Source organism: Streptomyces sp. NPDC008079, from assembly GCF_042957385.1.
Lineage (GTDB): Bacteria > Actinomycetota > Actinomycetes > Streptomycetales > Streptomycetaceae > Actinacidiphila.
This window is the reverse complement of the sequence record NZ_JBIBIC010000003.1, coordinates 325459-351258: the sequence shown is the minus strand read 5'-3', so window position 1 is coordinate 351258 and position 25800 is coordinate 325459. Positions and strand designations below refer to the sequence as shown.

Genomic DNA, 25800 nt, shown 5'->3' with positions numbered 1-25800 from the left:
ATCGGGGCCGCAACGCTTCCCACGCCGAAGGCGAGCCCCGGCCGCAGGCCGACACGGCGAACCGGGGCCACCGGCCCCCTGCACCGCACGAGCCGGGCAGGCCGGAGGCGCTGGGCGAAGCCCGGGCCGGAAGGCCAGCCCCACGCCGGAGGCGAGCCCCCGGCCGCAGGCCGACACGGCGACCCGAAGCCTCCGGCCCTCTGCACCGCACGAGCCGGGCAGGCCGGAGGCGCTGGGCCAAGCCCGGGCCGGAAGGCCAGCCCCACGCCGGAGGCGAGCCCACGGCCGGAAGGCCGGCCCCACGCCGGAGGCGAGCCCCCGGCCGGAGGCCAGCCCCGCTGAGGAGGCGGGCCCCGGTCGGAGGGCGGTTAGCGGAGGAGGCCGGCGGTCATGCCCTCCGTTTCCGGGGGGATGGCCATCAGGCCGAGCTCGGCGGGAGTGGCCAGGTGGGGGTGGGTGGGGAGGACGCGGACGGTGTAGCCGAAGGGGCCGGTGCGGTCGAGGGTGAGAGGCCCTTCGTAGTGGTAGCGCCCCGCGCTGTCGGTGCGGGAGGTGGGCTTGAGCGAGGCGACGGTGGGATCGGCGAGCCGGTCGGCGGCGTCGACGCGGCCGGACAGGAGCTGGACGTCGACGTCCGTCGGGTCCAGCTCGCCGAGGGCGACTTCCACCCGGAGGGTGAGCGTGGAGCCCAGCTCCGGTGTGCCGCCGACCGAGCCGGTCTCCACGTGCTGGACCGAGACCCGCGGCCACTGCTGCCGTACCCGCCGCTTCCAGGCGGCCAGCGCCCCGGCCTCCTCCCCGTGTACGGCGCGGTGCGAACGGGCGGCGGGCGCGTACAGCGTGCGGACGTAGTCCTGGACCATCCGGCCGGCCACCACCTTCGGGCCGAGGGTGGTGAGGGTGTGCCGGACCATCTCGATCCAGCGGCCGGGCAGGCCCTGCGCGCCCTGGTCGTAGAAGCGCGGCGCGACCTGCTTCTCCAGCAGGTCGTAGAGCGCGGCGGCCTCCAGCTCGTCGCGGCGGTCCTCGTCGACGACGCCGTCGGCGGTGGGGATCGCCCAGCCGTTGTCGCCGTCGAACCACTCGTCCCACCAGCCGTCGAGCACCGACAGGTTGAGGCAGCCGTTGAGCGCGGCCTTCATCCCCGAGGTGCCGCAGGCCTCCAGCGGGCGCAGCGGATTGTTGAGCCAGACGTCGCAGCCGGGGTAGAGCAGCCGCGCCATCCGCATGTCGTAGTCCGGCAGGAAGACGATGCGGTGCCTGACCCGGGGGTCGTCGGTGAATCTGACCAGCTCCTGGACCAGCCGCTTGCCGCTGTCGTCGGCCGGGTGCGCCTTGCCCGCGACCACGATCTGGATCGGCCGCTCGGCGTGCAGCAGCAGGTCCATCAGCCGGTCCTGGTCGCGCAGCATGAGGGTGAGCCGCTTGTACGACGGGACCCGGCGCGCGAAGCCGATGGTGAGCACGTCGGGGTCGAGGACGCTGTCGGTCCAGCCCAGTTCTGCCTCTCCCGCGCCGCGCTGCCGCCAGGACTCGCGGACCCGGCGCCGTACGTCCTCCACGAGCTGTTCGCGCAGTTCACGGCGGAGTTCCCAGACGGCGGCGTCGGGGATGTCGGCGATGGCCTCCCAGCGGTCGGCGCCGCCGACCATCAGGGCGTCCTCGGCGCGCTGGGTGCCGATCTGCCGGGCGCCGAGCCGGAACACCTCGGGGGCGACCCAGGTGGGCGCGTGCACGCCGTTGGTGATGGACGTGATCGGCACGTCCTCCGGGTCGAAGCCCGGCCAGAGCCCGGCGAACATCTCGCGGCTGACGGAGCCGTGCAGGGTGGAGACGCCGTTGGCGCGCTGGGCCAGCCGCAGACCCATCACCGCCATGTTGAACAGGTTGGGGTCGCCGCCGGGGTAGGTCTCCATGCCCAGTTCGAGGACGCGGCCTATGTCGACGCCGGGCAGCTCGCCGCCGTCGCCGAGGTGGCGGCCGACCAGTTCGCGGTCGAAGCGGTCGATGCCCGCGGGGACGGGGGTGTGCGTGGTGAACACCGTCCCGGCCCGTACGGCCTCCAGCGCCGCGTCGAAGTCGAGCCCTTCGAGGGCCAGTTCGCGGATGCGCTCCAGGCCGAGGAAACCGGCGTGGCCCTCGTTGGTGTGGAACACCTCGGGTTCGGCGTGGCCGGTGATCCGGCAGTAGGCGCGGACGGCGCGGACGCCGCCGATGCCCAGCAGCATCTCCTGGAGCAGCCGGTGCTCGCTGCCGCCGCCGTAGAGCCGGTCGGTGACGTCGCGCTCGGCGGGTTCGTTGGCCTCGACGTCGGAGTCGAGGAGCAGCAGCGGGACGCGTCCGACCTGGGCCTTCCAGATCTGGGCGCGCAGCGATCGGCCGCCGGGCAGGACGAGGGAGACCTCGGCGGGGGCGCCGTTCGTCTCGCGGAGCAGGGTGACGGGCAGTTCGTTGGGGTCGAGGACGGGGTACTGCTCCTGCTGCCAGCCCTCGCGGGAGAGGGTCTGGCGGAAGTAGCCGTGCCGGTAGAGCAGGCCGACGCCGATGATCGGGGCGCCGAGGTCGCTCGCGGCCTTCAGGTGGTCGCCGGCGAGGATGCCGAGGCCGCCGGAATACTGCGGCAGCGCGGCGGTGATGCCGAATTCGGGTGAGAAGTAGGCGATGGCTGCGGGCAGGTCGCTCTGTTCCTGATACCAGCGGGGGTTGCTGGTGTAGTCGGCCAGTTCCTCCGCCGCGGCGGCCAGGCGGCGCAGAAAGCGCCGGTCCCCGGCGAGCGCGGCAAGCCGTTCCTTGGACACGGCGCCGAGCAGCCGCACGGGGTCGCCTTGGGCGGCCCGCCAGCCCACGGGGTCGACGCTCTGGAACAGCTCCCGGGTCTCCGGGTGCCATGACCAGCGTAGGTTCTGGGCCAGCTCCCCGAGCGGGCGCAGAGGTTCCGGCAGGACGGTGCGCACGGTGAATCGACGGATTGCCTTCACGTATTCGACCGTAGACCCGATGGCGGGGGGCCTGCGGCCAGTGTCCACGATCCGGTGGTTCAAACGCGCGAACGGCGGCTCACGGAAGCGACCGGTCGCAGTGCGGATCACGCCGGTGGGCGGGGCAGGTCGTACGGCCCCGGTCGGGGGTCACCGGCCCGGCGCGTGACCGCCGTCGCCCTGGGGGTTCCGGGTGACGTGAGGGTATGGCCGTACGCGGGCGTGTCGGGTGCTTCGCGTACGGTGGGGGCGTGCGCGGGGGCGCTCTCGGGGGCGCGTGTCAGGCGCGCCCGTGGTCGGCCCCACAATGGCGTCAGGGGCAGGTCGGGGGTGGCGGATTGAGCATTCGTGACGCGCTCCCGAAACGCTTCGGTGAGGTGCTTTCGTCTCGCGGAGCGTGGGCAGGCTCCGATTGCGGGGCTTCGCGCGGAGCACGAGACTGCACCACACAGCGTCACAACGCACCGTCAGGTCCCACGGCACCACACGTACGGCACCACAGTCATGGCAGCAATCGTCCCGGATCGTCACCTATCACCTCCACACGAGTGAACGCGGACTGGAGCGGCCATGCAGGCAAGCCCGCACTGCCCGGAACAGCTAAAAAGAGCGGGGGCCCGCGAGGGAGCGGCCCGTCGCGACGCTGCTCGCCGCCGCCGTGGGCCGCTGTCCGGCGCCCCCCATCTCCGCCGTCCCATCCACAGCGCTGTCAGGTGAGGCAATGATCGGTCGTATTCCCGTCGTCGATGTCCGTCCGTTGGTGGACTGTGGCCGCCGCCCGGCGAAGGCGGTGGCAGGAGAGACCTTCGAGGTGACCGCCACCGTGTTCCGGGAGGGGCACGACGCGGTGGCCGCGAACGTGGTGCTGCGGGACCCGACCGGCAGGTCGGGGCCGTGGACGCCGATGCGCGAGCTGGAGCCCGGCACGGACCGGTGGGGCGCGCGCGTCACCCCGACGGCCGAGGGGCGCTGGACGTACTGCGTGGAGGCCTGGTCCGACCCGGTGGCGACCTGGCGGCACGCGGCGGGCATCAAGATCCCCGCCGGGATCGACACCGAACTGGTGCTGGCCGAGGGCGCGCTGCTGCACGAGCGGGCGGCGGCGGGGGTGCCCAAGAGCGACGGCAGGGCGGGCGTGCTGGCCGCGGTGGACGCGTTGCGGGACGCCTCGCGCACCCCCGCCGCCCGGCACGCGGCGGCGCTGGCGGACGACGTGGTCGGCGCACTCGACCGGTATCCGCTGCGCGAGCTGGTCAGCGCCTCCCGGCCGCTGCCGCTGCACGTGGAGCGGGAGCGGGCGCTGTACGGGTCCTGGTACGAGCTGTTCCCCCGCTCGGAGGGGGCGGTGCTCGAAGAGGGCGCCCCGCCGCGCTCGGGCACCTTCCGCACCGCGGCCGAGCGGCTGCCCGCGGTGGCCGCGATGGGTTTCGACGTGGTCTATCTGCCGCCCATTCACCCGATCGGCACAGCTTTCCGCAAGGGCCCGAACAACAGCCTGACGCCCGGCCCCGACGACGTCGGCTCGCCGTGGGCGATCGGCTCCCCCGAGGGCGGGCACGACGCCGTCCACCCGGACCTGGGCACCCTGGCGGACTTCGACCACTTCGTGGAGCGGGCCCGCGAGCTGCGGATGGAGGTGGCGCTGGACTTCGCGCTCCAGTGCTCGCCCGACCACCCGTGGGTGGCCAAGCACCCGGAGTGGTTCGCGCACCGCGCGGACGGCACGATCGCGTACGCGGAGAATCCGCCGAAGAAGTACCAGGACATCTACCCGATCGCCTTCGACGAGGACTTCGCGGGCATCGTCAGGGAGACCCTGCGGGTGCTGCGGCACTGGATGGCGCACGGGGTGCGGATCTTCCGGGTGGACAATCCGCACACCAAGCCGGTGGTGTTCTGGGAGAAGGTCATCGCGGACATCAACCGCACCGACCCGGACGTGATCTTCCTGGCGGAGGCGTTCACCCGTCCCGCGATGATGGCCACCCTCGGCCAGATCGGTTTCCAGCAGTCGTACACGTACTTCACCTGGCGTAACGACAAGAGTGAACTGACCGACTACATGCGGGAGTTGAGCGGGGAGGCGGCAGCGTGGATGCGGCCCAACTTCTTCGTGAACACCCCCGACATCCTGCACGCCTTCCTCCAGCACGGCGGCCGTCCGGCCTTCGAGGCGCGGGCGGTGCTCGCCGCGACGCTCTCGCCCACCTGGGGCGTCTACGCGGGCTTCGAACTGTGTGAGGGCACCCCTGCCAAGCCCGGCAGTGAGGAGTACCTGCACTCGGAGAAGTACGAACTCCGGCCGCGGGACTGGGCGGCGGCCGAGGCCGAGGGCCGCTCGCTCGCCCCGCTGATCACCACGCTCAACCGGCTGCGCCGCCGTCACCCGGCGCTCCAGCAGCTACGGGACATCACATTTCACCCAGTGGACAACAGCGCGGTACTGGCCTACTCCAAGCGCCGCGACGACGATGTCGTACTGGTGGTCGTCAACCTGGACCCGTTCCACACCCAGGAGGCCACCGTCTCGTTGAACATGCCGGCACTCGGGCTCTCCTGGCACGAGTCATACCCGGTGCGCGACGAGCTCACCGGGGACACCTACCACTGGGGCAGAGACAACTATGTGCGCCTTGAGCCGGGCCGCGCGCCCGCGCATGTCCTGTCGCTGCGACCGTCTCCTTCGATCGGAGGGTCACTCAGTTGATCGTCAACGAACCCGTCCCTGACACCTTCGAGGACACACCGGCCAAGGACCGTGATCCCGACTGGTTCAAACGGGCGGTGTTCTACGAAGTCCTCGTCCGGTCCTTCCAGGACAGCAACGGAGACGGCGTAGGCGACCTGAAAGGCATCACCGCCAAGCTGGACTATCTCCAGTGGCTCGGCGTGGACTGCCTCTGGTTGCCGCCGTTCTTCGCGTCACCGCTGCGGGACGGCGGATACGACGTGGCCGACTACACGGCCGTGCTGCCGGAATTCGGCGACCTGGCGGACTTCGTGGAATTCGTGGACGCCGCGCACCAGCGCGGCATGCGCGTGATCATCGACTTCGTCATGAACCACACGAGCGACCAGCACGAGTGGTTCCAGCAGTCTCGCAGCGACCCGGAGGGACCGTACGGGGACTTCTACACCTGGGCGGACGACGACAAGCAGTACGACGGCGCCCGCATCATCTTCGTCGACACCGAGACCTCGAACTGGACGTTCGACCCGGTGCGCAAGCAGTACTACTGGCACCGGTTCTTCTCCCACCAGCCGGATCTCAACTACGAGAACCCGCGGGTGCAGGAGGAGATCCTGGCCGCGCTGCGCTTCTGGCTCGACCTCGGGATCGACGGTTTCCGGCTGGACGCGGTGCCCTATCTCTTCCAGGAGGAGGGCACCAACTGCGAGAACCTGCCGCGTACCCACCAGTTCCTGAAGAAGGTGCGCTCCGAGATCGACGCGCACTACCCCGACACCGTGCTGCTGGCCGAGGCCAATCAGTGGCCCGAGGACGTCGTCGACTACTTCGGCGACTTCCGCAAGGGCGGTGACGAATGCCATATGGCGTTCCACTTCCCCGTCATGCCGCGCATCTTCATGGCGGTCAGGCGGGAATCGCGCTACCCGGTGTCGGAAATCCTGGCGAAGACTCCCGCCATCCCGGCGAGTTGCCAGTGGGGCATCTTCCTGCGGAACCACGACGAGCTGACCCTCGAAATGGTGACCGACGAGGAACGCGACTACATGTACGCGGAGTACGCCAAGGACCCGCGGATGCGCGCCAACATCGGCATCCGCAGGCGGCTGGCACCGCTGCTGGACAACGACCGCAACCAGATCGAGCTGTTCACCGCGCTGCTGCTCTCCCTGCCGGGATCCCCGATCCTGTACTACGGCGACGAGATCGGCATGGGCGACAACATCTGGCTCGGTGACCGGGACGCGGTCCGTACGCCGATGCAGTGGACCCCCGACCGCAACGCGGGCTTCTCGTCCAGCGACCCCGGACGGCTCTACCTGCCCACGATCATGGACCCGGTCTACGGGTACCAGGTCACCAATGTCGAGGCGCAGATGAGCTCACCCAGCTCGCTGCTGCACTGGACGCGGCGGATGATCGAGATCCGCAAGCAGAACCGTGCCTTCGGGCTCGGTTCCTACACCGAGCTGCCGTCGAGCAACCCGGCCGTGCTGGCGTTCCTGCGCGAGTCCGGCGACGACCTCGTGCTGTGCGTGAACAACTTCTCGCGGTTCGCCCAGCCCACCGAGCTGGATCTGCGGAGCTTCGCCGGGCGGCACCCGGTGGAGCTGATCGGCGGGGTGCGCTTCCCCGCGATCGGTCAACTGCCGTACCTGCTCACCCTCGCGGGCCACGGCTTCTACTGGTTCCGGCTCCGCCGCGAGCAGGTGTGACGGCGGGGGGCCGGAGCGACCGGCCCCCCGCAGCCGACGCGGGTGGCACACCGCCCCCGCGGCCGGCCCCCGCTCCGAGTAGCGGGCATCCCGGACCCCTGGCAGTATCCGGAGTACCCCAGCAGCACCCGCGGGGCGCATTCCGTCGTACGTCGGCTCGCTGACACATGATCGTCACGCGGGCGGGCCGTACGGCGGTTTCCTGTCACCCGCCCGGGGCAGGCTCCCCGTGTCGCCGGACAGCCCGAACCCGTCATCCGGGAGGCTGGCGCCCCCGCCGCGCGTCGAAGCGGCCGGGTGCGCGACTCCCCGGGGAAAGGACGTCATGTCGGACCGCTCCTGGACCCGTGCTCCTTCCGTACCCACCTCACCATCCGGATCCACCTCACCGTCCGTATCGAATTCACCATCGAGTTCACCATCCGTGTCGGGGTCACGCCCCGTGACGGACGCGCGCTCGGCCGCGGCTTCCTCATCCGCCCCGGCCGCCGCCTCGGCCGCGGCCTCGGCCGCCGCTTCGCCGACGGGCCCGGACGTGCCGTCCGCGAGCGGTGTGCCGCCCGTCGCCGGGCGGCCGCTGGCGCCCGGCCTGCTGCGGTCGCTCGAACCGCTGCTGCGCTCCTGGCTGCCCAAACAGCGCTGGTTCGCCGGCAAGGGCCTGCCCATCGGCGGCTTCCGGCTGGCCGCGGCCACCGAGCTGATGCCTCCCGGCGGCCGGCTCGGCCCGCTGGGGCTGCTGCACGTCCTGGTGGACGTCGAGCAGCCCGGCCGCCCCGCCGACTGCTACCAACTGCTGCTCGGCGCGCACCCGCTGCTGCCGTCGGCGCTGGTACGGGCCGCGCTCGGCCCGGCCGTCGGCGGCCCGTACGACGGCCTGACGCTCTACGACGCGCCGCACGACCCCCGGCTGGCCGCGCTGCTGCTCGAACGGCTCCGCGCGCCCGGCACCACCGGGCGGCTGCGTTTCAGCGTCGAGCCGCAGGAGGAGTTCCCGCCGGGGCTGACCCCGCGCGTCTCCACCGCCGAGCAGTCCAACACCTCGGTCGTGTACGGGGACGCCTACATCCTCAAGCTGTTCCGCCGCGTCTCCCCCGGCACCAACCCGGACCTGGAGCTGTCGCTCGCGCTGGCCCACAAGGGCTCGCGGCGGGTCGCGGAGCCGGTCGCCTGGTTCGAGGCGCTGCCGCCGGAGGGCGTCATGGGCCCGCAGGGCGCGGCGGCGGGCACGACGGAGCCGACCACGCTCGGTGTGCTCCAGCGCTTCCTGCCCGGCTCGTCCGACGGCTGGGCCCTGGCCCTGGCCTCGGTCGCCGAGGACGGCGACTTCACCGGCGAGGCGGCGGCGCTCGGCCGCGCCACGGCCGAGGTGCACGGCGCCCTGGCCGACGCGCTGCCGGTCCGTACCCTGGACGGCCCAGCGCTGGAACGTATCGCCTCGGCGATGGCCCGGCGGCTGGACGAGACCGCGAAGGAGGTCCCGGCCGTACGGCCGCACGTCGCGGCGCTGCGCTCGGCCTTCGACGACCTCGCGCGGCTCGGCGCGGCCCCCGGCAACGCGGTGACCGCCCAGCGGATCCACGGCGACCTGCACCTGGGGCAGGCGCTGCGCGGTCCGGACGGCGAGTGGGTGCTGATCGACTTCGAGGGCGAGCCCGCCCGGCCGCTGGCCGAACGGCGCCGGGCGGCGCCGCCGGTCCAGGACGTGGCGGGCATGCTGCGGTCCTTCGACTACGCCGCCCACCACAGCGGCAACGGTCCCTGGGCCGCCCGCCACCGGGACGCCTTCTGCGCCGGGTACGCCGCCGTGTCCGGGGTGGACCCGCGCGAACAGCCCGTGCTGATACGGGCCTTCGAGACCGACAAGGCGGTCTACGAGGCCCGGTACGAGGCGCGGCACCGCCCCGCCTGGCTCCCCATCCCGCTCTCCGCCCTGGCCCGCCTGGCCGCCGCCACATCTGACGCCGCCCCTTCTGAGGAGTCCAGCCCGTGACACGCCCCGACGACCGTTTCCTCCCCGAGGCCCAGGCGCGCGGCTACGACCGCGGCACCCCCCACCCGGCCGCCTCCGGCACGGCTCCGGGACCGGCCCCGCTCGCGGATACGACCCCGCCTGCCCCCCCGTCCGACGCCCCGGCGGTACCGGCCGCCCCGGTGCCGGGCGCGGGTCCTGTGGCGCCGACGGTCACGGTGCCCGGCGCGGGCCCGGCCGCGACCGGCCGGCTCGCCGAGAGCGCCCCGCAGGGGCACGGGGCCGAGTCCGACGTGCCGCTGCCGCCGCGTGAGCGCGAGCAGCCCGCCACCGGCGGGAGGTCCGGGGCCGACCCCGAGCCCTCCATCGGGCCGGAACCCGGAAGCCTGGTCGGCGACGACCGCCGACGGCTGCTGGACGGCGCGCACCACGACCCGCACGGAGTGCTGGGGGCGCACCCGGTGGACGGCGGCGTCCGGATCAGGGCGCTGCGGCCGTTCGCACGGGCGGTGGCGGCCGTCGTGGACGGCGAGCGGTTCGACCTCACCGACGAGGCCGACGGCCTCTTCTCCGCGGTGCTGCCCCGCACCGACGTGCCGGAGTACCGGCTGGCCGTCACGTACGACGACGGCGAGCACATCGTGGAGGACCCGTACCGCTTCCTGCCGTCCCTCGGGGAGCTGGACCTGCATCTGATCGGGGAGGGGCGGCACGAGGAGCTGTGGAAGGCGCTGGGCTCCCGGCCGATGACGCACGGCGGCGTGACCGGTACGCGCTTCGCGGTGTGGGCGCCGAACGCGCGCGGGGTGCGCGTGGCCGGGGAGTTCAACTACTGGGACGGCACCGGCTTCCCGATGCGCTCGCTGGGCGCGACCGGGGTGTGGGAGCTGTTCGTGCCGGGCGTCGGCAGCGGGACGGCGTACAAGTACGAGATCACCCGCCCCGACGGCTCGCGCGGGATGAAGGCCGACCCGATGGCGCGGGCCACCGAGGTGCCGCCCGCGACCGCGTCGGTCGTCACGGAGTCGGCGTACGAGTGGGCCGACCAGGAGTGGATGGCCCGCAGGGGCGAACTCCCGGTGCACCGGGCGCCGTTCTCCGTCTACGAACTGCACCTGGCCTCGTGGCGGCCGGGGCTGACCTACCGTGAGCTGGCCGAGCAGTTGCCCGCGTACGTGAAGGAACTCGGCTTCACGCACGTGGAGTTGATGCCGGTCGCCGAGCACCCCTTCGGCGGCTCCTGGGGCTACCAGGTGACGTCGTACTACGCGCCGACCTCGCGGCTCGGCTCGCCCGACGACTTCCGGTACCTGGTGGACGCCCTGCACGCGGCCGGGATCGGCGTGATCATGGACTGGGTGCCCGCGCACTTCCCCAAGGACGACTGGGCGCTGGCCCGGTTCGACGGCGCGCCGCTGTACGAGCCCGCCGACCCGCGCCGGGCGGAACACCCGGACTGGGGCACCCTGGAGTTCGACTTCGGCCGTACCGAGGTGCGCAACTTCCTGGTGGCGAACGCCGTGTACTGGTGCGAGGAGTTCCACATCGACGGGCTGCGGGTGGACGCGGTGGCCTCGATGCTCTACCTCGACTACTCCCGCGAGGGCGGCGACTGGCTGCCCAACGCGTACGGCGGCCGGGAGAATCTGGACGCGGTGGCGTTCCTCCAGGAGATGAACGCGACGGTCTACCGGCGCTGTCCCGGCACCGTCACCATCGCCGAGGAGTCGACGGCCTGGGACGGGGTCACCCGGCCCACCCACCTGGTCGGCCCGGCCGGCTTCGGCGGCCTCGGCTTCGGCCTGAAGTGGAACATGGGCTGGATGCACGACTCGCTGGACTACGTCTCGCACGAGCCGGTGCACCGCAAGTACCACCACAACGAGATGACGTTCTCCATGGTGTACGCGTACTCGGAGAACTACGTGCTGCCCATCTCGCACGACGAAGTGGTGCACGGCAAGGGCTCGTTGGTGGCGAAGATGCCCGGCGACTGGTGGCAGCAGCGGGCCACCGTACGGGCGTACCTGGGCTTCATGTGGGCCCACCCCGGCAAGCAACTGCTCTTCATGGGGCAGGAGTTCGCGCAGGGCGCCGAGTGGTCGCACGAGAACGGCCCCGACTGGTGGCTGCTGGACGAGAGTTACCCGGCCGCGGCCGACCACAGGGGCGTACGCGACCTGGTCCGCGACCTGAACGCGGCGTACACGGCCGCGCCCGCGCTGTGGCAGCTCGACACCGACCCCAGCGGTTTCACCTGGATCGACGGCGGCGCGGCGGAGGACAACACCTTCTCCTTCCTCCGCTACGACGAGGCGGGTGACCCGCTGCTGTGCGTCAGCAACTTCTCCCCCGTCGTCCGCGAGAACTACCGCCTCGGCTCCCCCGACGTCGTCTGGAAGCAGGTGCTGAACACCGACGAGGCCCGTTACGGCGGCAGCGGCGTCGTGGTCGCCGAGCCCGTCAAGAGCGAGCCGACGCCCTGGAACGGCCAGCCCCACAGCATCTCGCTGACCCTTCCCCCGCTGGCGACCCTCTGGCTGCGCCCGGCGTAGCCCTCGCGTGACCGACACGGCCCCCGCGGGCCGGGCGACGGCCCGGCCCGCGGGGGCCGTTTGCGCCCCGCCAGCAGGACAGGAAAGTTTCCTAACCAAAACCCTTGTTGCGGACACGCCAGCGCTACTACCGTTCCGGCAACGCCTTTCCGGGCCCTTCCGGAAGCTCAACTCCCCGCTCAGGCAAGGAGTGTCCCCCATGTCGTCCTCCGCAACCCCCCGCCTCCGCAGGACCGCCCTCGCCGCCGCCACCGGGCTGACCGCCGCCCTCGCGCTCGGCCTCGGCACGGCGGCCGGTTCCGCCCACGCGGCGGCGACCGCGCTGCCCAGCGGCATCTCGGCGCCCTATCTCTACCTGGGCTGGGGCAACCCGCCCTCGGCCACGTCGGTGATGTCGGCGACCGGCATCAAGCAGTTCACGATGGCCTTCATGCTCTCCGACGGCGGCTGCAACCCGAAGTGGGACGGCAGCCGCGCGCTGACCGGCGGCACCGACCAGTCCACGATCAACGCGATCAGGAACGCGGGCGGTGACGTCACCGTCTCCTTCGGCGGCTACAGCGGCAACAAGCTGGGCCAGAAGTGCACATCGGCGTCCGCGCTCGCCGGGGCGTACCAGAAGGTGATCGACGCCTACTCCCTGAAGTCGATCGACATCGACATCGAGGCGGGCGAGTTCAGCAACGCGACCGTGCGGCAGCGGGTGGTCGACGCGCTCAAGACGGTCCGCGCGAACAACAGCGCCCTGAAGATCTACGTCACCTTCGGCACCACGCCGACCGGGCCCGACTCCGCGGGCAAGGACCTGATCAAGAAGGGCGCCGCCGCCGGGCTGAACATCGACGCCTGGGCCGTCATGCCCTTCGACTACGACCAGGGCGGCACCACCGACATGCTGGCCACCACCAAGTCGGCGGTGGACGGCCTGAAGAACGCCGTCGCCAGCGCGTACGGGCTGTCCTCCGACGCCGCCTACCGCAAGGTCGGCCTGTCCTCGATGAACGGCAAGACCGACAGCGCGGGCGAGACCGTCTCGCTCGCGGACTTCAAGTCGATCGTGTCCTACGCGACCGGCCACCACCTGGCCCGCGTCAGCTTCTGGGCCCTCAACCGGGACCGCAAGTGCGGCTCCGGCGAGTCCGCTGGCGACTCGTGCAGCGGCATCACGCAGAACACGTACGACTTCACCAAGGCCCTGGCCGCGTACACCGGCTGAGGCCGCGTCAGACGGCCTCAGCCGGCCTCGGGCGAGGGCAGCGGAGGAAGGGGCGGGGTCAGAAGACCGACTCCGCCTCTTCCATGCGCTCCTCGGGGACGGTCTTGAGCTGGGTGACGGCGTCGGCCAGCGGGACCAGGCCGATCGTCGTGCCCTGGAGCGAGGTCATGTGACCGAAGGCGCCCTTGTGGGCCGCCTCCACCGCGTGCCAGCCGAAGCGGTTGGCCAGCACCCGGTCGTACGCGGTCGGTACGCCGCCGCGCTGGACGTGGCCGAGGATGACCGGGCGGGCCTCCTTGCCCAGCCGCTCCTCCAGCTCCATGGCCAGCGTGGCGCCGATGCCGGCGAAGCGCTCGTGCCCGTACTTGTCGATCTCGCCGACGCCGTAGTCCATGCTGCCCTTGGCCGGGTGGGCGCCCTCGGCGACGCAGATGACGGCGAATTTCTTGCCGCGCGCGAAGCGTTCCTCGACCATCGCCACCAACTGGGACGGCTCGAAGGGGCGTTCGGGGATGCAGATGCCGTGCGCGCCGCCCGCCATGCCCGCCTCAAGGGCGATCCACCCGGCGTGCCGGCCCATCACCTCGACCACCATCACGCGCTGGTGGGACTCCGCGGTGGTCTTCAGCCGGTCTATGGCCTCGGTGGCGACGGTCACGGCGGTGTCGAAGCCGAAGGTGCGGTCGGTGCCGTTGATGTCGTTGTCGATGGTCTTGGGCACGCCCACGACCGGCATCCCGGCGTCGGAGAGCATCCGGGCGGCGGTCAGCGTGCCCTCGCCGCCGATCGGGATCAGCACGTCGATGCCGTACTCGGCGCACATCTCGTCCGCGTTGTCCGCCGCCTCGCGCAGCCGGGCGCGCTCCAGCCGGGCCGAGCCGAGGATGGTGCCGCCGCGGGCGAGGATGCCGCTCACCGAGTTGAGGTCGAGCGGCCGGAAGCGGCCCTCCAGCAGGCCGACGAAGCCGTCCTCGAAGCCGATGACCTCGTCGTCGTACCCGGTCAGCGCGCGGTGCACGACCGACCGGATGACGGCGTTGAGGCCGGGGCAGTCGCCGCCGGCGGTGAGGACTCCGATACGCATGGGCCTGTCTCTCCAGACGGTCGTCGGCTGCTGCTGTGGCGCGTGCTGTCACGCGCTGTCGGTATCCAGTGGATCACAGCGCCTGGTCGCCCCGGAGCGGGGCTCCAGGTCACGGGGACTTCGGGACCAGCGTGCACTCGGTGATCCGGCCCGCCACATAGTCGTCCACATTGCGGACGGTGGCGGCGACGATCTCGTCGATCGCGTCCACCGTGAAGTACGCCTGGTGCGAGGTGATCAGCACATGCGTGAAGGTCAGCAGCCGGGCCAGGGTGTCGTCCGTCATCACCTCCAGCGACTTGTCGTAGAAGAAGACCCCGGCCTCCTCCTCGTACACGTCGAGCCCGACGCCGCCGAGCCTGCCCTCGCGCAGCGTCTCGACCAGCGCGGCGGAGTCGATCAGGCCGCCGCGGCTGGAGTTGATCAGGATCGCGTCGTCCTTCATCAGCGCCAGCCGCCGCTCGCCGACCAGGTGGTGGGTGGAGGGCATCAGCGGCACATGGAGGCTGATCAGGTCCGACTCCCGGAAGAGCCGGTCCAGTTCGACGTACTCCATCCCCAGTTCGGTGCAGGCGGGGTTGACCGCGATGTCCCAGCCGAGAATCCGCATGCCGTAGCCGCGGGCGATGGCGGTGAAGGCGGTGCCGATCTTGCCGGTGCCGACCACGCCGACCGTACGGCCGTGGAAGTCCCGGCCGAGCAGGCCGTCGAGCCGGAAGTCGAAGTCGCGCGTGCGGCTCGCGGCCCGGACGATCCGCCGGTTCAGCGCCGAGGCCAGCGTCCAGGCGAACTCTGCCACCGAATACGGGGAGTAGCGGGCCACGCGCGCCACCGTCATCCCCAGCCGCTCCGCGTGGTCCAGGTCGATGTTGTTGTAGCCCGTCGAGCGCTGCGCGATCAGCTTCGTGCCGCCGCGCACCAGGGCTTCGAGCACCGGCGCGTCCAGCACCGCGTTCACACTCGTCGACACGGCCTCGTACCCCGCCGCCAGCGGCAAGGTGTCCTTGGTGAGGAACGTCTCAAGACACCGCACCTGATGGCGCGCCCCGAAGGCCGCCTCCAGCAGAGGGCGCTCGTCGCGCTGCACCCCAGTCGCCAACACGTCCACAGGACCGGCCCTCCTTACGTGAGTCCTTCCTCACTCTACGTGCGCGCCGCGCGCCCCGCGCCACGCCTCGCGGAGGCGGGCAGGTGCCCCTGGGCGGCAGGCGGTACCCGGGAGCGTTAGCGTCAGGGGTGCGTACGGCCGTACGCGAAGGGTTCAGGGCAGAACGGACGGATCAAGCGTGACGCGCAGCGTCTACCTCACGGGGATCGGCCGCGGCGACGGCCGCCAGGTGATCGAGCTGGGGGTGATGGAGCTGCTGACCCGCCAGGTCGACCGGGTCGGCGTCTACCGCCCGCTGGTCCACGACACCCCCGACCGTATTTTCGAGCTGCTGCGCAGCCGCTACCGGCTGACCCAGGACGCGGCGAGCGTCTTCGGCATGGGGTACGAGGAGGCGGCGGCGCTCCAGGCCGAGCAGGGACAGGAGGCGCTGACCGCCCGGTTGGTGGACGGCTACCTGAGGGTGGCGGCGGAGTACGAGACGGTGCTGATCCTGGGGTCCGACTTCGCGGGCACCAACCTCCCGGCGGAGCTGGGCGTCAACGCGCGGCTGGCGAACGAGTGCGGCGCGTCGGTGCTCGCGGTGATCGGCGGTCTGGAGCAGTCGGCGGAGTCGGTGGTCGCCGAGGTGCGCAACGCGTACCACGCGTACACGAATCTGGGCTGCGACGTGATCGCGATGATCGCGAACCGGGTCGCCCCGGCGGAGGTCGCGGAGGCGGCGGAGCGGCTGGGCCGGGTCCCGGACGTGCCGGTGTACGTGCTGCCGGACGAGCCCGCGCTGTCGGCGCCGACGGTGGCGCAGATCGCGGAGACGCTGGGCGCGCGGGTGCTGCTGGGCGACGACGCGGGGATGTCCAGGGACGCGCTGGACTTCGTGTTCGGCGGCGCGATGCTGCCGACGTTCCTGCCCGCGCTGACCCCCGGCTGTGTGGTGGTGACGCCCGGCGACCGGGCGGATCTGGTGATCGGGGCGCTGGCGGCGCACTCGGCGGGGTCGCCGCCGATCGCGGGGGTGCTGCTGACGCTGGACGAGAAGCCGCCGCCGCACATCCTGGCGCTGGCGAACCGGCTGGCGCCCGGCACCCCGGTGCTGTCGGTGGCGACCGGCTCCTTCCCGACGGCGGCCGGGCTGTTCGCGCTGGACGGCAAGCTGGGCGCGGGCACACCGCGCAAGGCGGAGACGGCGCTGGGCGTGTTCGAGACGCATGTGGACACCGCGGAGCTGACCGAGCGGCTGTCGGTCGCCAGGTCGGCGCGGGTGACGCCGATGATGTTCGAGCACGCGCTGATCGAGCGGGCGCGGTCGGCGCGCAAGCGGATCGTGCTGCCCGAGGGCGGCGAGGAACGAATTCTGCGGGCCACCGAGGTGCTGCTGCGCCGCGGGGTGTGCGACCTGATCCTGCTCGGCGAGGAGGACACGCTGCGCAAGAAGGCGGCCGACCTCGGGATCTCCCTCGACCAGCCGGGCGTGAGCGTCGTCGACCCGCAGACCTCACCGCTGCGGGACCGGTTCGCCGCGCTGTACGCGCAGCTGCGCGCGCACAAGGGCGTCAGCTACGAGCTGGCGTACGACGTGGTCGCGGACGTGTCGTACTTCGGCACCCTGATGGTCCAGGAGGGCCTGGCCGACGGCATGGTGTCGGGCGCGGTGCACTCCACGGCCGCGACGATCCGCCCGGCCTTCGAGATCATCAAGACCCGCCCCGACGCGGCGATCGTCTCCTCGGTGTTCTTCATGTGCCTGGCGGACAAGGTGCTGGTGTACGGCGACTGCGCCGTCAATCCGGACCCGGACGCCGAGCAGTTGGCGGACATCGCCATCCAGGCGGCGGGCACCGCGGCCCGCTTCGACGTACAGCCGCGGATCGCGATGCTGTCGTACTCGACCGGCACCTCGGGCTCGGGCGCGGACGTCGACAAGGTGCGGGCGGCCACCGAGCTGGTCCGCGAGCGGCGGCCCGACCTGCTGGTGGAGGGGCCGATCCAGTACGACGCGGCGGTGGCGCCCTCGGTGGCGGCCACCAAGATGCCGGGGTCCGCGGTGGCCGGGCAGGCGACCGTGCTGATCTTCCCCGACCTGAACACCGGCAACAACACGTACAAGGCGGTGCAGCGCTCGGCGGGCGCGGTCGCCGTCGGACCGGTGCTCCAGGGTCTGCGCAAGCCGGTCAACGACCTGTCGCGCGGCGCGCTGGTGCAGGACATCGTCACGACGGTCGCGATCACCGCGATCCAGGCCCAGGGAGAGAACCCGTGAGCGCGACCCGTGTACTGGTCATCAACTCCGGCTCCTCGTCGGTGAAGTACCAACTGCTGGACATGGCCGACCACGCGCGTCTGGCGACCGGTCTGGTGGAGCGGATCGGCGAGGGCGGCGGTGCGCCCGACCACGCGGCGGCGCTGCACACCGTGGCGGAGCAGCTCGACGAGCAGGGCCTCGGCCTGGACTCGCCGGAGCTGGCGGCGATCGGCCACCGGGTGGTGCACGGCGGTACGCGTTTCACCGAGCCGACGCTGATCACCGACGAGGTGGTGGCCGCGATCGAGGAGCTGGTGCCGTTGGCACCTCTGCACAATCCGGCCAACATCACCGGTATCAAGGTGACGCGTGAGCTGCGGCCCGATCTGCCGCAGGTCGCGGTCTTCGACACGGCCTTCCACTCGACGATCCCGGAGGCCGCGGCGCGGTACGCGATCGACGCGGCGACCGCCGACCGGTACGGCATCCGCCGCTACGGTTTCCACGGCACCTCGCACGCCTTCGTCTCGCGGGCGACGGCGGAGCTGCTCGGCAGGGAGCCGGCCGACGTCAACGTGATCGTGCTGCACCTGGGCAACGGCGCGTCGGCCTCCGCGGTGCGCGGCGGGGTGTGCGTGGACACCTCGATGGGCCTGACGCCCCTTGAGGGGCTGGTCATGGGCACCCGCTCCGGCGACCTCGACCCGGCGGTGGTGTTCCACCTGGAGCGGGTGGCCGGGATGGGCACCGACGAGATCGACACGCTGCTGAACAAGCGCAGCGGTCTGCTGGGCCTGTGCGGTGACAACGACATGCGGGAGATCGGCCGCCGGATGGCCGAGGGCGACCGGGCGGCGCAGCTCGCCTTCGACGTCTACGCGCACCGGATCCGCCGTTACGTGGGGGCCTTCAGCGCGGTGCTGGGCCGGGTGGACGCGATCGCCTTCACGGCGGGCGTCGGCGAGAATTCGGCCGCAGTTCGCGAAGCGGCTTTGTTGGGTCTCGACAATCTAGGTGTCACTATGGACCCTGTACGCAACGCGCTTCGCGGCACTGCGGCCCGGCTGGTCTCGGCGGCGGCGTCGCGGGTGGCCGTCGCGGTGGTGCCCACTGACGAAGAGCTGGAGATCGCCCGCGATACTTACGTACTGGCGACCGAATAAGCATGGCTGACCGTCCCGCAGCCACGACCGCCCCTGGAATATTCCGGAGCGGAACAAACCGATAGGATAGCGCCCATGCGCCGAGCCAAGATCGTCTGTACCCTGGGTCCCGCCGTCGACTCCTACGACCAGCTCAAGTCGTTGGTCGAGGCGGGCATGAACGTGGCCCGTTTCAATTTCAGTCACGGCAGCCACGCCGAGCACGAGGAGCGCTACCAGCGCGTCCGTAAGATCGCCGCCGAGACCGGCCGGGCGATCGGAGTCCTCGCCGACCTCCAGGGTCCCAAGATCCGCCTCGCCAAATTCGCCGACGGACCGGTCGAGTTGATCGCGGGCGACGAGTTCACCATCACCGTCGAGGACGTCGCGGGCGACAAGTCCATCTGCGGTACCACGTACAAGGGTCTGCCGGGCGATGTCTCCAAGGGCGACCCGATCCTGATCAACGACGGCAACGTGGCGCTGCGCGTCATCGAGGTCGAGGGCCCGCGGGTCCGCACGCTGGTGGTCGAGGGCGGCGTGATCTCCGACCACAAGGGCATCAACCTGCCGGGCGCCGCGGTGAACGTGCCGGCGCTGTCCGAGAAGGACATCGACGACCTGCGGTTCGCGCTCCGGATGGGCGTCGACATGGTCGCGCTGTCCTTCGTGCGCGACGCCAAGGACGTCCGTGACGTGCACCGCGTCATGGACGAGGAGGGGCGCCGCGTCCCGGTCATCGCCAAGGTGGAGAAGCCGCAGGCGGTCGAGAACATGGAGAGCGTCGTCGCGGCGTTCGACGCGGTGATGGTGGCGCGCGGCGACCTCGCCGTGGAGTACCCGCTGGAGCAGGTGCCGGTCGTGCAGAAGCGGCTGGTCGAGATGTGCCGGCGCAACGCCAAGCCGGTGATCGTGGCGACCCAGATGATGGAGTCGATGATCACCAACTCGCGGCCCACGCGCGCCGAGGCGTCCGACGTGGCCAACGCGATCCTGGACGGCGCGGACGCGGTCATGCTGTCCGCCGAGTCGTCGGTCGGCAAGTATCCGATCGAGACCGTCAAGACGATGTCGCGGATCGTCGTGGCCGCCGAGGAGGAGCTGCTGTGCCGCGGGCTCCAGCCGCTGGCCCCCGGCAAGAAGCCCCGCACCCAGGGCGGCGCCGTGGCCCGCGCCGCCGCCGAGCTGGGCGACTTCCTGGACGCCAAGTCCCTGGTCGCCTTCACCAAGTCCGGTGACACCGCCCGCCGCCTGGCCCGCTACCGCGTGCCCGAGCCGGTCCTGGCCTTCACCACCGACCCCGCCACCCGCAACCAGCTCGCGCTGACCTGGGGTGTGGAGTCCTTCGTGGTCGAGCACGTCGACAACACCGACGCCATGGTCGAGCTCGTCGACCGCGAGATGCTCAAGCTCTCCGAGTACGCCAAGGGCGACACCGTCATCATCACCGCCGGCTCCCCTCCGGGCGTCCCCGGCACCACCAACCTCGTCCGCGTCCACCACCTCGGCGACTGACCGCCCCCTCCCCCGGAGAAACCAGCGACCAGCGACCGCCCGCGGCCCGCGCCCCTTCCGAAAGGGGTGCGGGCCGCGCGGCGTTGGGGGCTCGGCTAGCCGGGGGTGCCGTAGATGTGCATGCCGGGGACGTGGAGGGTGCCGCCGAACTGGGCCGCCTGGATGACGGTGGCGTTGGTGAAGAACAGTTCGGGGAGGGTCAGCGGCGGGGGCGCCTTCGGGGTGAAGGTGATGGGGATCAGCCCGAGGAGATTGCCGCTGAGGGACTCGGTGTAGAGCGTCACCGTGCCGTTGGTGAACTTCGAGGTGGAGCCCTTGGCCGCCTCGACGTTCGTCTTCGTGCCCTTGGGGCCGTCGACTATCTGGTGCAGATTGTCGATGTCGATGCCGGAGACGGTGAACTTCAGGACGTCCTTCACCGTGCCGTTGTGCGTCTTGACCTTGACTATGCCGTGGTACGACAGGCCGTGCAGGGTCAGCTTCGTGGTCTTCAGGACCCACGGGGTGTCCGGCAGCAGGGGTATGCCCTGCTCGACATCGGCGTCGGCGAGCGCCTTCGCGTCGTACACCGGGCACGGGTAGGACTGCGGGTCGTCGGTGCCGCCCGCGCTCGGGGTGGCACTGGGCGACGCCTTGTCCTTGGCGTCCTTGGCCGCGTCCTTGGCGTCCTTCACCGTCTTGTCGAGACCGCCGACGGCGGTGTCCACGGTGTCCTTGACGGTCTTGCCGGCCGTGCCCACCGGGTCGTCGCCCTTGGCGGGCGCGCTCGCCGACGGCGACGTGCTCGGCTCGGGCTTCGCCGTCGTCGGCGCCGGGTCCGGCTGCGGGGCCTGGGTGGTGGGCGTCGCGGTCGGGGTCTTGCCGCCGCCGAGCAGCCCGCTCACCAGGTCGCCCAGGCCCAGCGGGTCCCACGGGTTGACCGACTTGGTCGGGCTCGGGGTCGCGCTCGGCGTGCCGGTCGCCCGGGACGTGTTCTCGGTCTTGCTGTCGGCGCCGCTGTCGGACGACGGGGCCTTCGCCGAGTCGGTCGGCGCGGGCGCCTCCGGGCTCGTGGAAGGACTCGGACTGCTCGACGGGCTCGGGCCGGTCGTCGGCTTCGACGTCTCCTGCCCGCCCGGCTTGTCCGTGGCCTTGCCGTCCGCCGCGCTCTTGGAGGCCGAAGGGCTCGGGGTGTCCGACTGGGTCACGCAGGGGCCGGGCTTGTACGGGTTCTTGGGCATCTCGTCGGCCTGCGCGAGATGCGGCGTGAAGCCCATGCCCATCAGTACGGCCGTGGGCATCGCGGCCAGAGCGACCGCCTTCCCGGCGGGCACGTGCAGCTTGGTCAGCAGGGACTTGCGGGGAGCCGCGTGCCGCGGTCCCGAGGTGGCCCGGTTACGGGACCCGTCGCTCTCGGCCTGCTGAGCGTCGTCACCCAGCACGGTGCCTCCCGTTCTCCTCGGTGTTCTCTTCGTCGGGCCGCGCTCCGGCGTGGACCGGCTCGGGCTGTCCGTACGCCTCAGCGGGCTCGTGGGGCCCCTGGGACTGCGCGGGCAGGGTGGGCGGAGCGTTCTCGTCGCCGCCGCCCTCAGGGGCGCCGTCGGGCAGCTCCGCCTTCTCGCCCGGCTCGTCGGTCGCCGGGACACCCGGCGCCCAGGAGACGGCGAGCGCGCCGCCGAGCAGCGCGGGCAGGAAGCCGACGAGGAAGCCGCCGAAGTTGGAGACCACCAGCGACACCAGGGCGAGCAGGATCGACGCGACACCGGCGAAGATGCGTACCGCGCTCTGGAACCACATGGTGAGGCCGAGCACGAACAGCAGGACACCGATGATCAGCGAGCCGGAGCCCGCGGTCGTCGCCATCCGGACGGTCAGTTGGCCGAGCGTGAGGTTCGCGTACGGGAAGTAGGCGATCGGCACTCCGGCGAGGAGGGTCAGCAGACCCGCCCAGAACGGGCGCCCCCAACGCCAGTGGCGGAACGACAGCCGCCAATAACGGATCCGGGCACTCAGTCCTGTTGACTCGGCGCTCATAGGAAACAGCTCCCTGGGACTGGCTTTGCTGAGAGATCGATCGGTGGCGCCGGGTGAGCCGCGTCCCGCGCGGCTCACCCGGACCACTCAGGCGGTGCTTAGTAGCACTCCACCCCGGCGCCGGAGCCCTTCTTGACGCCGAGGCTGAGGCCCGCGAGCTTGAAGGTGCCCGCGCTGGTGGCCCAGGCGGTCTGGTGCACGCCGTCGAGGATGGCCCGGTCGGCCTCCTGGGCGAACGACCCTGGGTCCGTCGCGTCCTTGTCCTTGATGCCAGGACCCTTGTGACTGTCACCGGCCGCGACACCGATGTTGATGTTCCGGAACTCCGCATCGGCGTCGAGCTGGTCGAGGTCGATGTAGAGGTTGTGTGCCACAACCGGCTTCTTCGGGTCCTTGCCGGCGGTCAACTTCAGGGTCACGTCACCGATCGGCGTCGGGACGACCACGGACTGGCACAGGCCGTTGATGGTGGCGTCGGTGAACGCCGAGACCGCGACCGGAATGTACTTGCCACCGTGCTGAACGTCGAGCGCGCCGTACTGCTCGAAGCCGGTGCCGTCCAGGTGATCCGCCGTTACCTTGAACTGCTGACCTGACACGCTGAACGACGCGGCGAGCGCGCCCTGAGCGATGGCTATACCCACCGCGGCCGTAGCCGCGACACTCGGCACCATGACGACGGCGAACCGCCGCCATCTGGTACCGCCACGAACGAGCGACTCCATTTTTCCTCCTTCTCGGACGTACATCTCCGGCCGGGATGTTCGGGTCCTGGCCTGGGATGGGAGAAGTGCTACGTCCTCGGGAAGGAGAGCGCCGGTGATCGGCGGACCGTCCCTCCCCACGAAGAAGCAAGGAGTACGGACGGCGGTGTCCGAATCTTCGGCGATCACCCCCGAGCGACAACCACTGGCCACGCTCTCGCGCAACCTGCTGGACAGGCTCCGCCGGTAGGCGAAGACCCCCCTGTCCCGGAGCGGCGGCATGAGCCGTACGCACCCACTCGGCGGGGACCCGCGGACCGTGGCGCCGACTGGCGGCCGGGCTGTGGCAACGGACCGAGCTTGGCCGATCGTGGTCCATTCGGGCGCGCCGCACAAGGGGCTCATTACTAGCGAGTAACGGATGGGTGTCGCGGCCGTGCGCCCCGGACGGGGCGATTTCACGCAGAGTAAGGAAGACCGGGGCAGGTAAATCCGGCATAAAGAACATCAGCGGTCGAAACGGAGCTGATTTCTTACCGGAGGTAACGGCGACCGCTCATTGTCACGGTTTGATAAAGTGCGGTCGCCGTATCGCTAAATCTCTGAGTAAAACCGGGGCGGGCACTCGGGGAACCGGCGGTAACTGACCGCAGGGTCAGCTCGGCGGAGCGTCCCGTTCAGCCGCCCGGCCGCCTCAGAAGAGGACTCTGATCAGCGCCGTACGCGCGGCGACCACCCGGGGGTCGTCGGGGCCGATGACCTCGAACAGCTCCAGCAGCCGTACGCGGACCGCGTCGCGGTCGTCGCCCGCGGTGCGGCGCACGGTGTCCACCAGCCGCGAGAAGGCGTCCTCCACATGACCGCCCACCAGATCGAGGTCGGCGGCGGCGAGCTGCGCGGTGACGTCGGAGGGTGACGCGGCGGCGGCCTCGCGGACCGCCTGCTGGTCGGCGCCCTGCACGCGGTCGAGCAGCTCGGCCTGGGCCAGGCCCAGCTTGGCCTCGGCGTTGCCCGGCTCGTCGGAGAGCACATTGCGGTACGCCTGGATGGCGCCGCCCAGGTCACCGGCGTCCAGCGCGTCGTGCGCGGCGGACAGCGCCAGCTCCTGCGGGGTGGCCGGGCGCGGGGGCGCCTCGGCGGCCGGGGCCGCGCCCTGGGCGGCGGCGTCCGTGTCGACCTCGGGGCCGACGATGCCGAAGCGCTGCTCGGCGACGGCGATCAACTGGTCGAGCACTTCGGTGATCTGGTCCTCGGGCGCGCCGCCCTGGAAGAGCGGCATGGCCTGCCCGGCCAGCACCGCGAAGACCGCGGGCACTCCCTGGACACCGAACTGCTGGAAGAGCATCTGGTTGGCGTAGACCTCGGCGGTGGCGAGGACGAAGCGCCCGCGGTACTCGGCGGTGAGCCGTTCCAGTACCGCGTTGAGCTGCTTGCTCGCGTCGGCCTGGTCGGCCCAGAAGCTGATGACGACCGGGACTTCGGCGGAGCGCTGGAGGACGTCGCTCTCGAAGGTCTCCTCGGTCACCTCGATGACGAGCGGCGAAGCGGTGTGGGCGTCGGCGTTCGCGGGGTCCTGCCGCTGCGCCCTGGCCTGCTCGGCCTTCACCTTGGCCTCACCGGCCGCCTTCACCGCGGCGAGGTCGACCACGCCGCTCATGGACATGTTCCGTGGCTGCATGAGGTCAATCCTCCCCCCTACCGGAGCCGATCGTGCACAGACCCCGGATAGACCCCGGATCTGGTGGTGCTGAGCGGTGCTGTCGGTACGGATCCCCATCCGCACCCGTGGTTGTCGCACGTTTCGCTACGGGTCGTAGCGTAACTGCCCTGAGCTGCCCGGCGGAAGCCGCCCGATGTGATACCGGTCACTCGTCACGTAACCTACCGGCCGGTATGGTCCGCCTTATGGAGCCGCTCGTGGAGCCCCCCGCCCCTCACAGACGCACCGGCCGCCCGCGAAGTGCCGAGGCGGACCGCGCGATCCTCGGCGCCACCCGCGAGGCGCTGGTCGAACTGGGCTGGGGAAAGCTGACGCTGAGCGACGTGGCGGCCCGCGCGGGCGTCGCCAAGACCACCCTCTACCGGCGCTGGAACGGCAAGAACGAGCTGGTCGTCGACGCCATCGCCGCCCTGTTCGAGGAGCAGCTCGACCTCCCGGACCTCGGCAGCCTGCACGCCGACATCCGCGGCGTGGTCCTGCGCTTCGCCGAACTCCTCAACCGGCCCGCCATCAGAACGGGCCTGATGGCCGTCGTCGCCGAGGCCACCCACGACGACGCCCTGCGGCTGCGCATCCGCGAGGCGATCGTCGACCGCCAGAAGCACCTCGTCCTCCTCGGCCGCCACCGCGCCCAGCAGCGCGGCGAACTCCCCCCGGACCCGCCCGCTCCGTGCGACCCCGCCCTCGCCGGCCGCGACGCCGACCTCATCTTCGACGTCATCGCCGGCACCGTCGTCCACCGCGTGATGGTCAGCGCCGGCCCGGTCGACCCCGACTGGGCCGACCGCCTCGCCCTCCTCCTGACCACCGGCCTCACCGGCGTCAGGAGCTAGGGGGCCGGAGCCAGGGGGCCCGGAGCCAGGGGGCCGGAGGCGGCCGGCCCCGGCGTCAGGGGGTCGCGTTCACAGCGCCGCACTCCGGGGTCTCCACGCCTGCCACGAAGTGGTCGAACTCCCCGGCGCGGACGCCCTTGACGAAGGCCTCCCATTTGGCGGGGGTGGTCACGGCCACGATCTCCGGCTGCTCGGTTTCGCGGATGTGAATCATCCCGTCGTCGCCGACGGTCGCTTCAAGGGCCACGAACGTCCTTTCGCTGGAGGGCCGGTGGATTGCGCACGAGATGTCGAGGCTACCCAGCGAACAGCGAACG

The 25800-nt window shown here is 71.4% G+C and carries 17 protein-coding genes; 9 read left to right on the top strand and 8 right to left on the bottom strand.

Annotated features, from left to right (window positions below; genetic code table 11):
• Nucleotides 1-368: 368 nt before the first annotated feature.
• Nucleotides 369-2978, bottom strand: a complete 2610-nt coding sequence (gene glgP, locus ACFZAM_RS10890; protein WP_355349580.1) for an alpha-glucan family phosphorylase — start codon at nt 2976-2978, stop codon at nt 369-371.
• 721 nt (nt 2979-3699) lie between these two features.
• On the opposite strand from glgP, the gene ACFZAM_RS10885 reads away from it, so the two are divergent.
• The 5 genes from ACFZAM_RS10885 to ACFZAM_RS10865 all read left to right on the top strand — a co-directional run bounded on the left by ACFZAM_RS10885 (nt 3700) and on the right by ACFZAM_RS10865 (nt 13122).
• Nucleotides 3700-5685 carry a maltotransferase domain-containing protein gene (locus ACFZAM_RS10885; RefSeq protein ID WP_391044652.1) on the top strand — a complete coding sequence of 662 codons (1986 nt, stop codon included), beginning with the start codon at nt 3700-3702 and terminating at the stop codon, nt 5683-5685.
• Entirely contained in the window at nt 5682-7382 is a 1701-nt protein-coding gene (treS, locus tag ACFZAM_RS10880) for a maltose alpha-D-glucosyltransferase (protein ID WP_355349586.1), read from the top strand. Before ACFZAM_RS10885 ends, treS begins: the two co-directional genes overlap by 4 nt.
• 442 nt (nt 7383-7824) lie before the next feature.
• Entirely contained in the window at nt 7825-9372 is a 1548-nt protein-coding gene (locus ACFZAM_RS10875) for a maltokinase (RefSeq protein WP_391044650.1), read from the top strand.
• A complete protein-coding gene (gene glgB, locus ACFZAM_RS10870; RefSeq protein ID WP_391044648.1) occupies nt 9369-11906 on the top strand; it encodes a 1,4-alpha-glucan branching enzyme in 2538 nt (845 codons plus the stop codon). The genes ACFZAM_RS10875 and glgB overlap by 4 nt, the downstream gene beginning before the upstream one ends.
• Before the next feature lie 199 nt (nt 11907-12105).
• Nucleotides 12106-13122: a chitinase gene (locus ACFZAM_RS10865; protein WP_355349592.1), complete on the top strand. Its 1017-nt coding sequence runs from the start codon at nt 12106-12108 to the stop codon at nt 13120-13122.
• A gap of 58 nt (nt 13123-13180) precedes the next feature.
• Here the strand turns inward: ACFZAM_RS10865 and ACFZAM_RS10860 are convergent, their stop codons facing one another.
• Both ACFZAM_RS10860 and ACFZAM_RS10855 read right to left on the bottom strand, forming a co-directional pair.
• Complete coding sequence (locus ACFZAM_RS10860; protein ID WP_355349595.1) at nt 13181-14206, bottom strand: ATP-dependent 6-phosphofructokinase; 1026 nt, start codon at nt 14204-14206, stop codon at nt 13181-13183.
• A gap of 109 nt (nt 14207-14315) precedes the next feature.
• Entirely contained in the window at nt 14316-15314 is a 999-nt protein-coding gene (locus ACFZAM_RS10855; RefSeq protein WP_355349598.1) for a 2-hydroxyacid dehydrogenase, read from the bottom strand.
• Nucleotides 15315-15492: 178 nt separating this feature from the next.
• Here ACFZAM_RS10855 and pta point away from each other — a divergent pair, with 178 nt between their 5' ends.
• The 3 genes from pta (at nt 15493) to pyk (ending at nt 20213) form a co-directional block, all read left to right on the top strand.
• Nucleotides 15493-17574 (top strand): phosphate acetyltransferase, encoded by a 2082-nt coding sequence (gene pta, locus ACFZAM_RS10850; protein WP_355349601.1) that lies wholly within the window; start codon nt 15493-15495, stop codon nt 17572-17574.
• Nucleotides 17571-18719, top strand: a complete 1149-nt coding sequence (locus tag ACFZAM_RS10845; RefSeq protein ID WP_391044645.1) for an acetate/propionate family kinase — start codon at nt 17571-17573, stop codon at nt 18717-18719. Before pta ends, ACFZAM_RS10845 begins: the two co-directional genes overlap by 4 nt.
• Before the next feature lie 75 nt (nt 18720-18794).
• Nucleotides 18795-20213 carry a pyruvate kinase gene (gene pyk, locus ACFZAM_RS10840; RefSeq protein WP_355349607.1) on the top strand — a complete coding sequence of 473 codons (1419 nt, stop codon included), beginning with the start codon at nt 18795-18797 and terminating at the stop codon, nt 20211-20213.
• A gap of 95 nt (nt 20214-20308) precedes the next feature.
• Here pyk and ACFZAM_RS10835 read toward each other — a convergent pair whose 3' ends face one another.
• The 4 genes from ACFZAM_RS10835 to ACFZAM_RS10820 all read right to left on the bottom strand — a co-directional run bounded on the left by ACFZAM_RS10835 (nt 20309) and on the right by ACFZAM_RS10820 (nt 24608).
• Nucleotides 20309-21634 (bottom strand): hypothetical protein, encoded by a 1326-nt coding sequence (locus ACFZAM_RS10835; protein ID WP_391044642.1) that lies wholly within the window; start codon nt 21632-21634, stop codon nt 20309-20311.
• Nucleotides 21624-22226, bottom strand: coding sequence for a DUF6114 domain-containing protein (locus ACFZAM_RS10830; RefSeq protein ID WP_355349613.1), 603 nt, complete (start codon nt 22224-22226; stop codon nt 21624-21626). The genes ACFZAM_RS10835 and ACFZAM_RS10830 overlap by 11 nt, the downstream gene beginning before the upstream one ends.
• Before the next feature lie 98 nt (nt 22227-22324).
• Nucleotides 22325-22951 carry a DUF6230 family protein gene (locus ACFZAM_RS10825; protein WP_355349616.1) on the bottom strand — a complete coding sequence of 209 codons (627 nt, stop codon included), beginning with the start codon at nt 22949-22951 and terminating at the stop codon, nt 22325-22327.
• Nucleotides 22952-23624: 673 nt separating this feature from the next.
• Entirely contained in the window at nt 23625-24608 is a 984-nt protein-coding gene (locus tag ACFZAM_RS10820; protein WP_391044638.1) for a tetratricopeptide repeat protein, read from the bottom strand.
• Nucleotides 24609-24835: 227 nt separating this feature from the next.
• On the opposite strand from ACFZAM_RS10820, the gene ACFZAM_RS10815 reads away from it, so the two are divergent.
• Complete coding sequence (locus ACFZAM_RS10815) at nt 24836-25483, top strand: TetR/AcrR family transcriptional regulator (RefSeq protein ID WP_355349622.1); 648 nt, start codon at nt 24836-24838, stop codon at nt 25481-25483.
• A gap of 55 nt (nt 25484-25538) precedes the next feature.
• On the opposite strand, the gene ACFZAM_RS10810 is transcribed toward ACFZAM_RS10815, so the two are convergent.
• Complete coding sequence (locus ACFZAM_RS10810) at nt 25539-25730, bottom strand: DUF397 domain-containing protein (RefSeq protein WP_355349625.1); 192 nt, start codon at nt 25728-25730, stop codon at nt 25539-25541.
• Between the last annotated feature and the right edge of the window lie 70 nt (nt 25731-25800).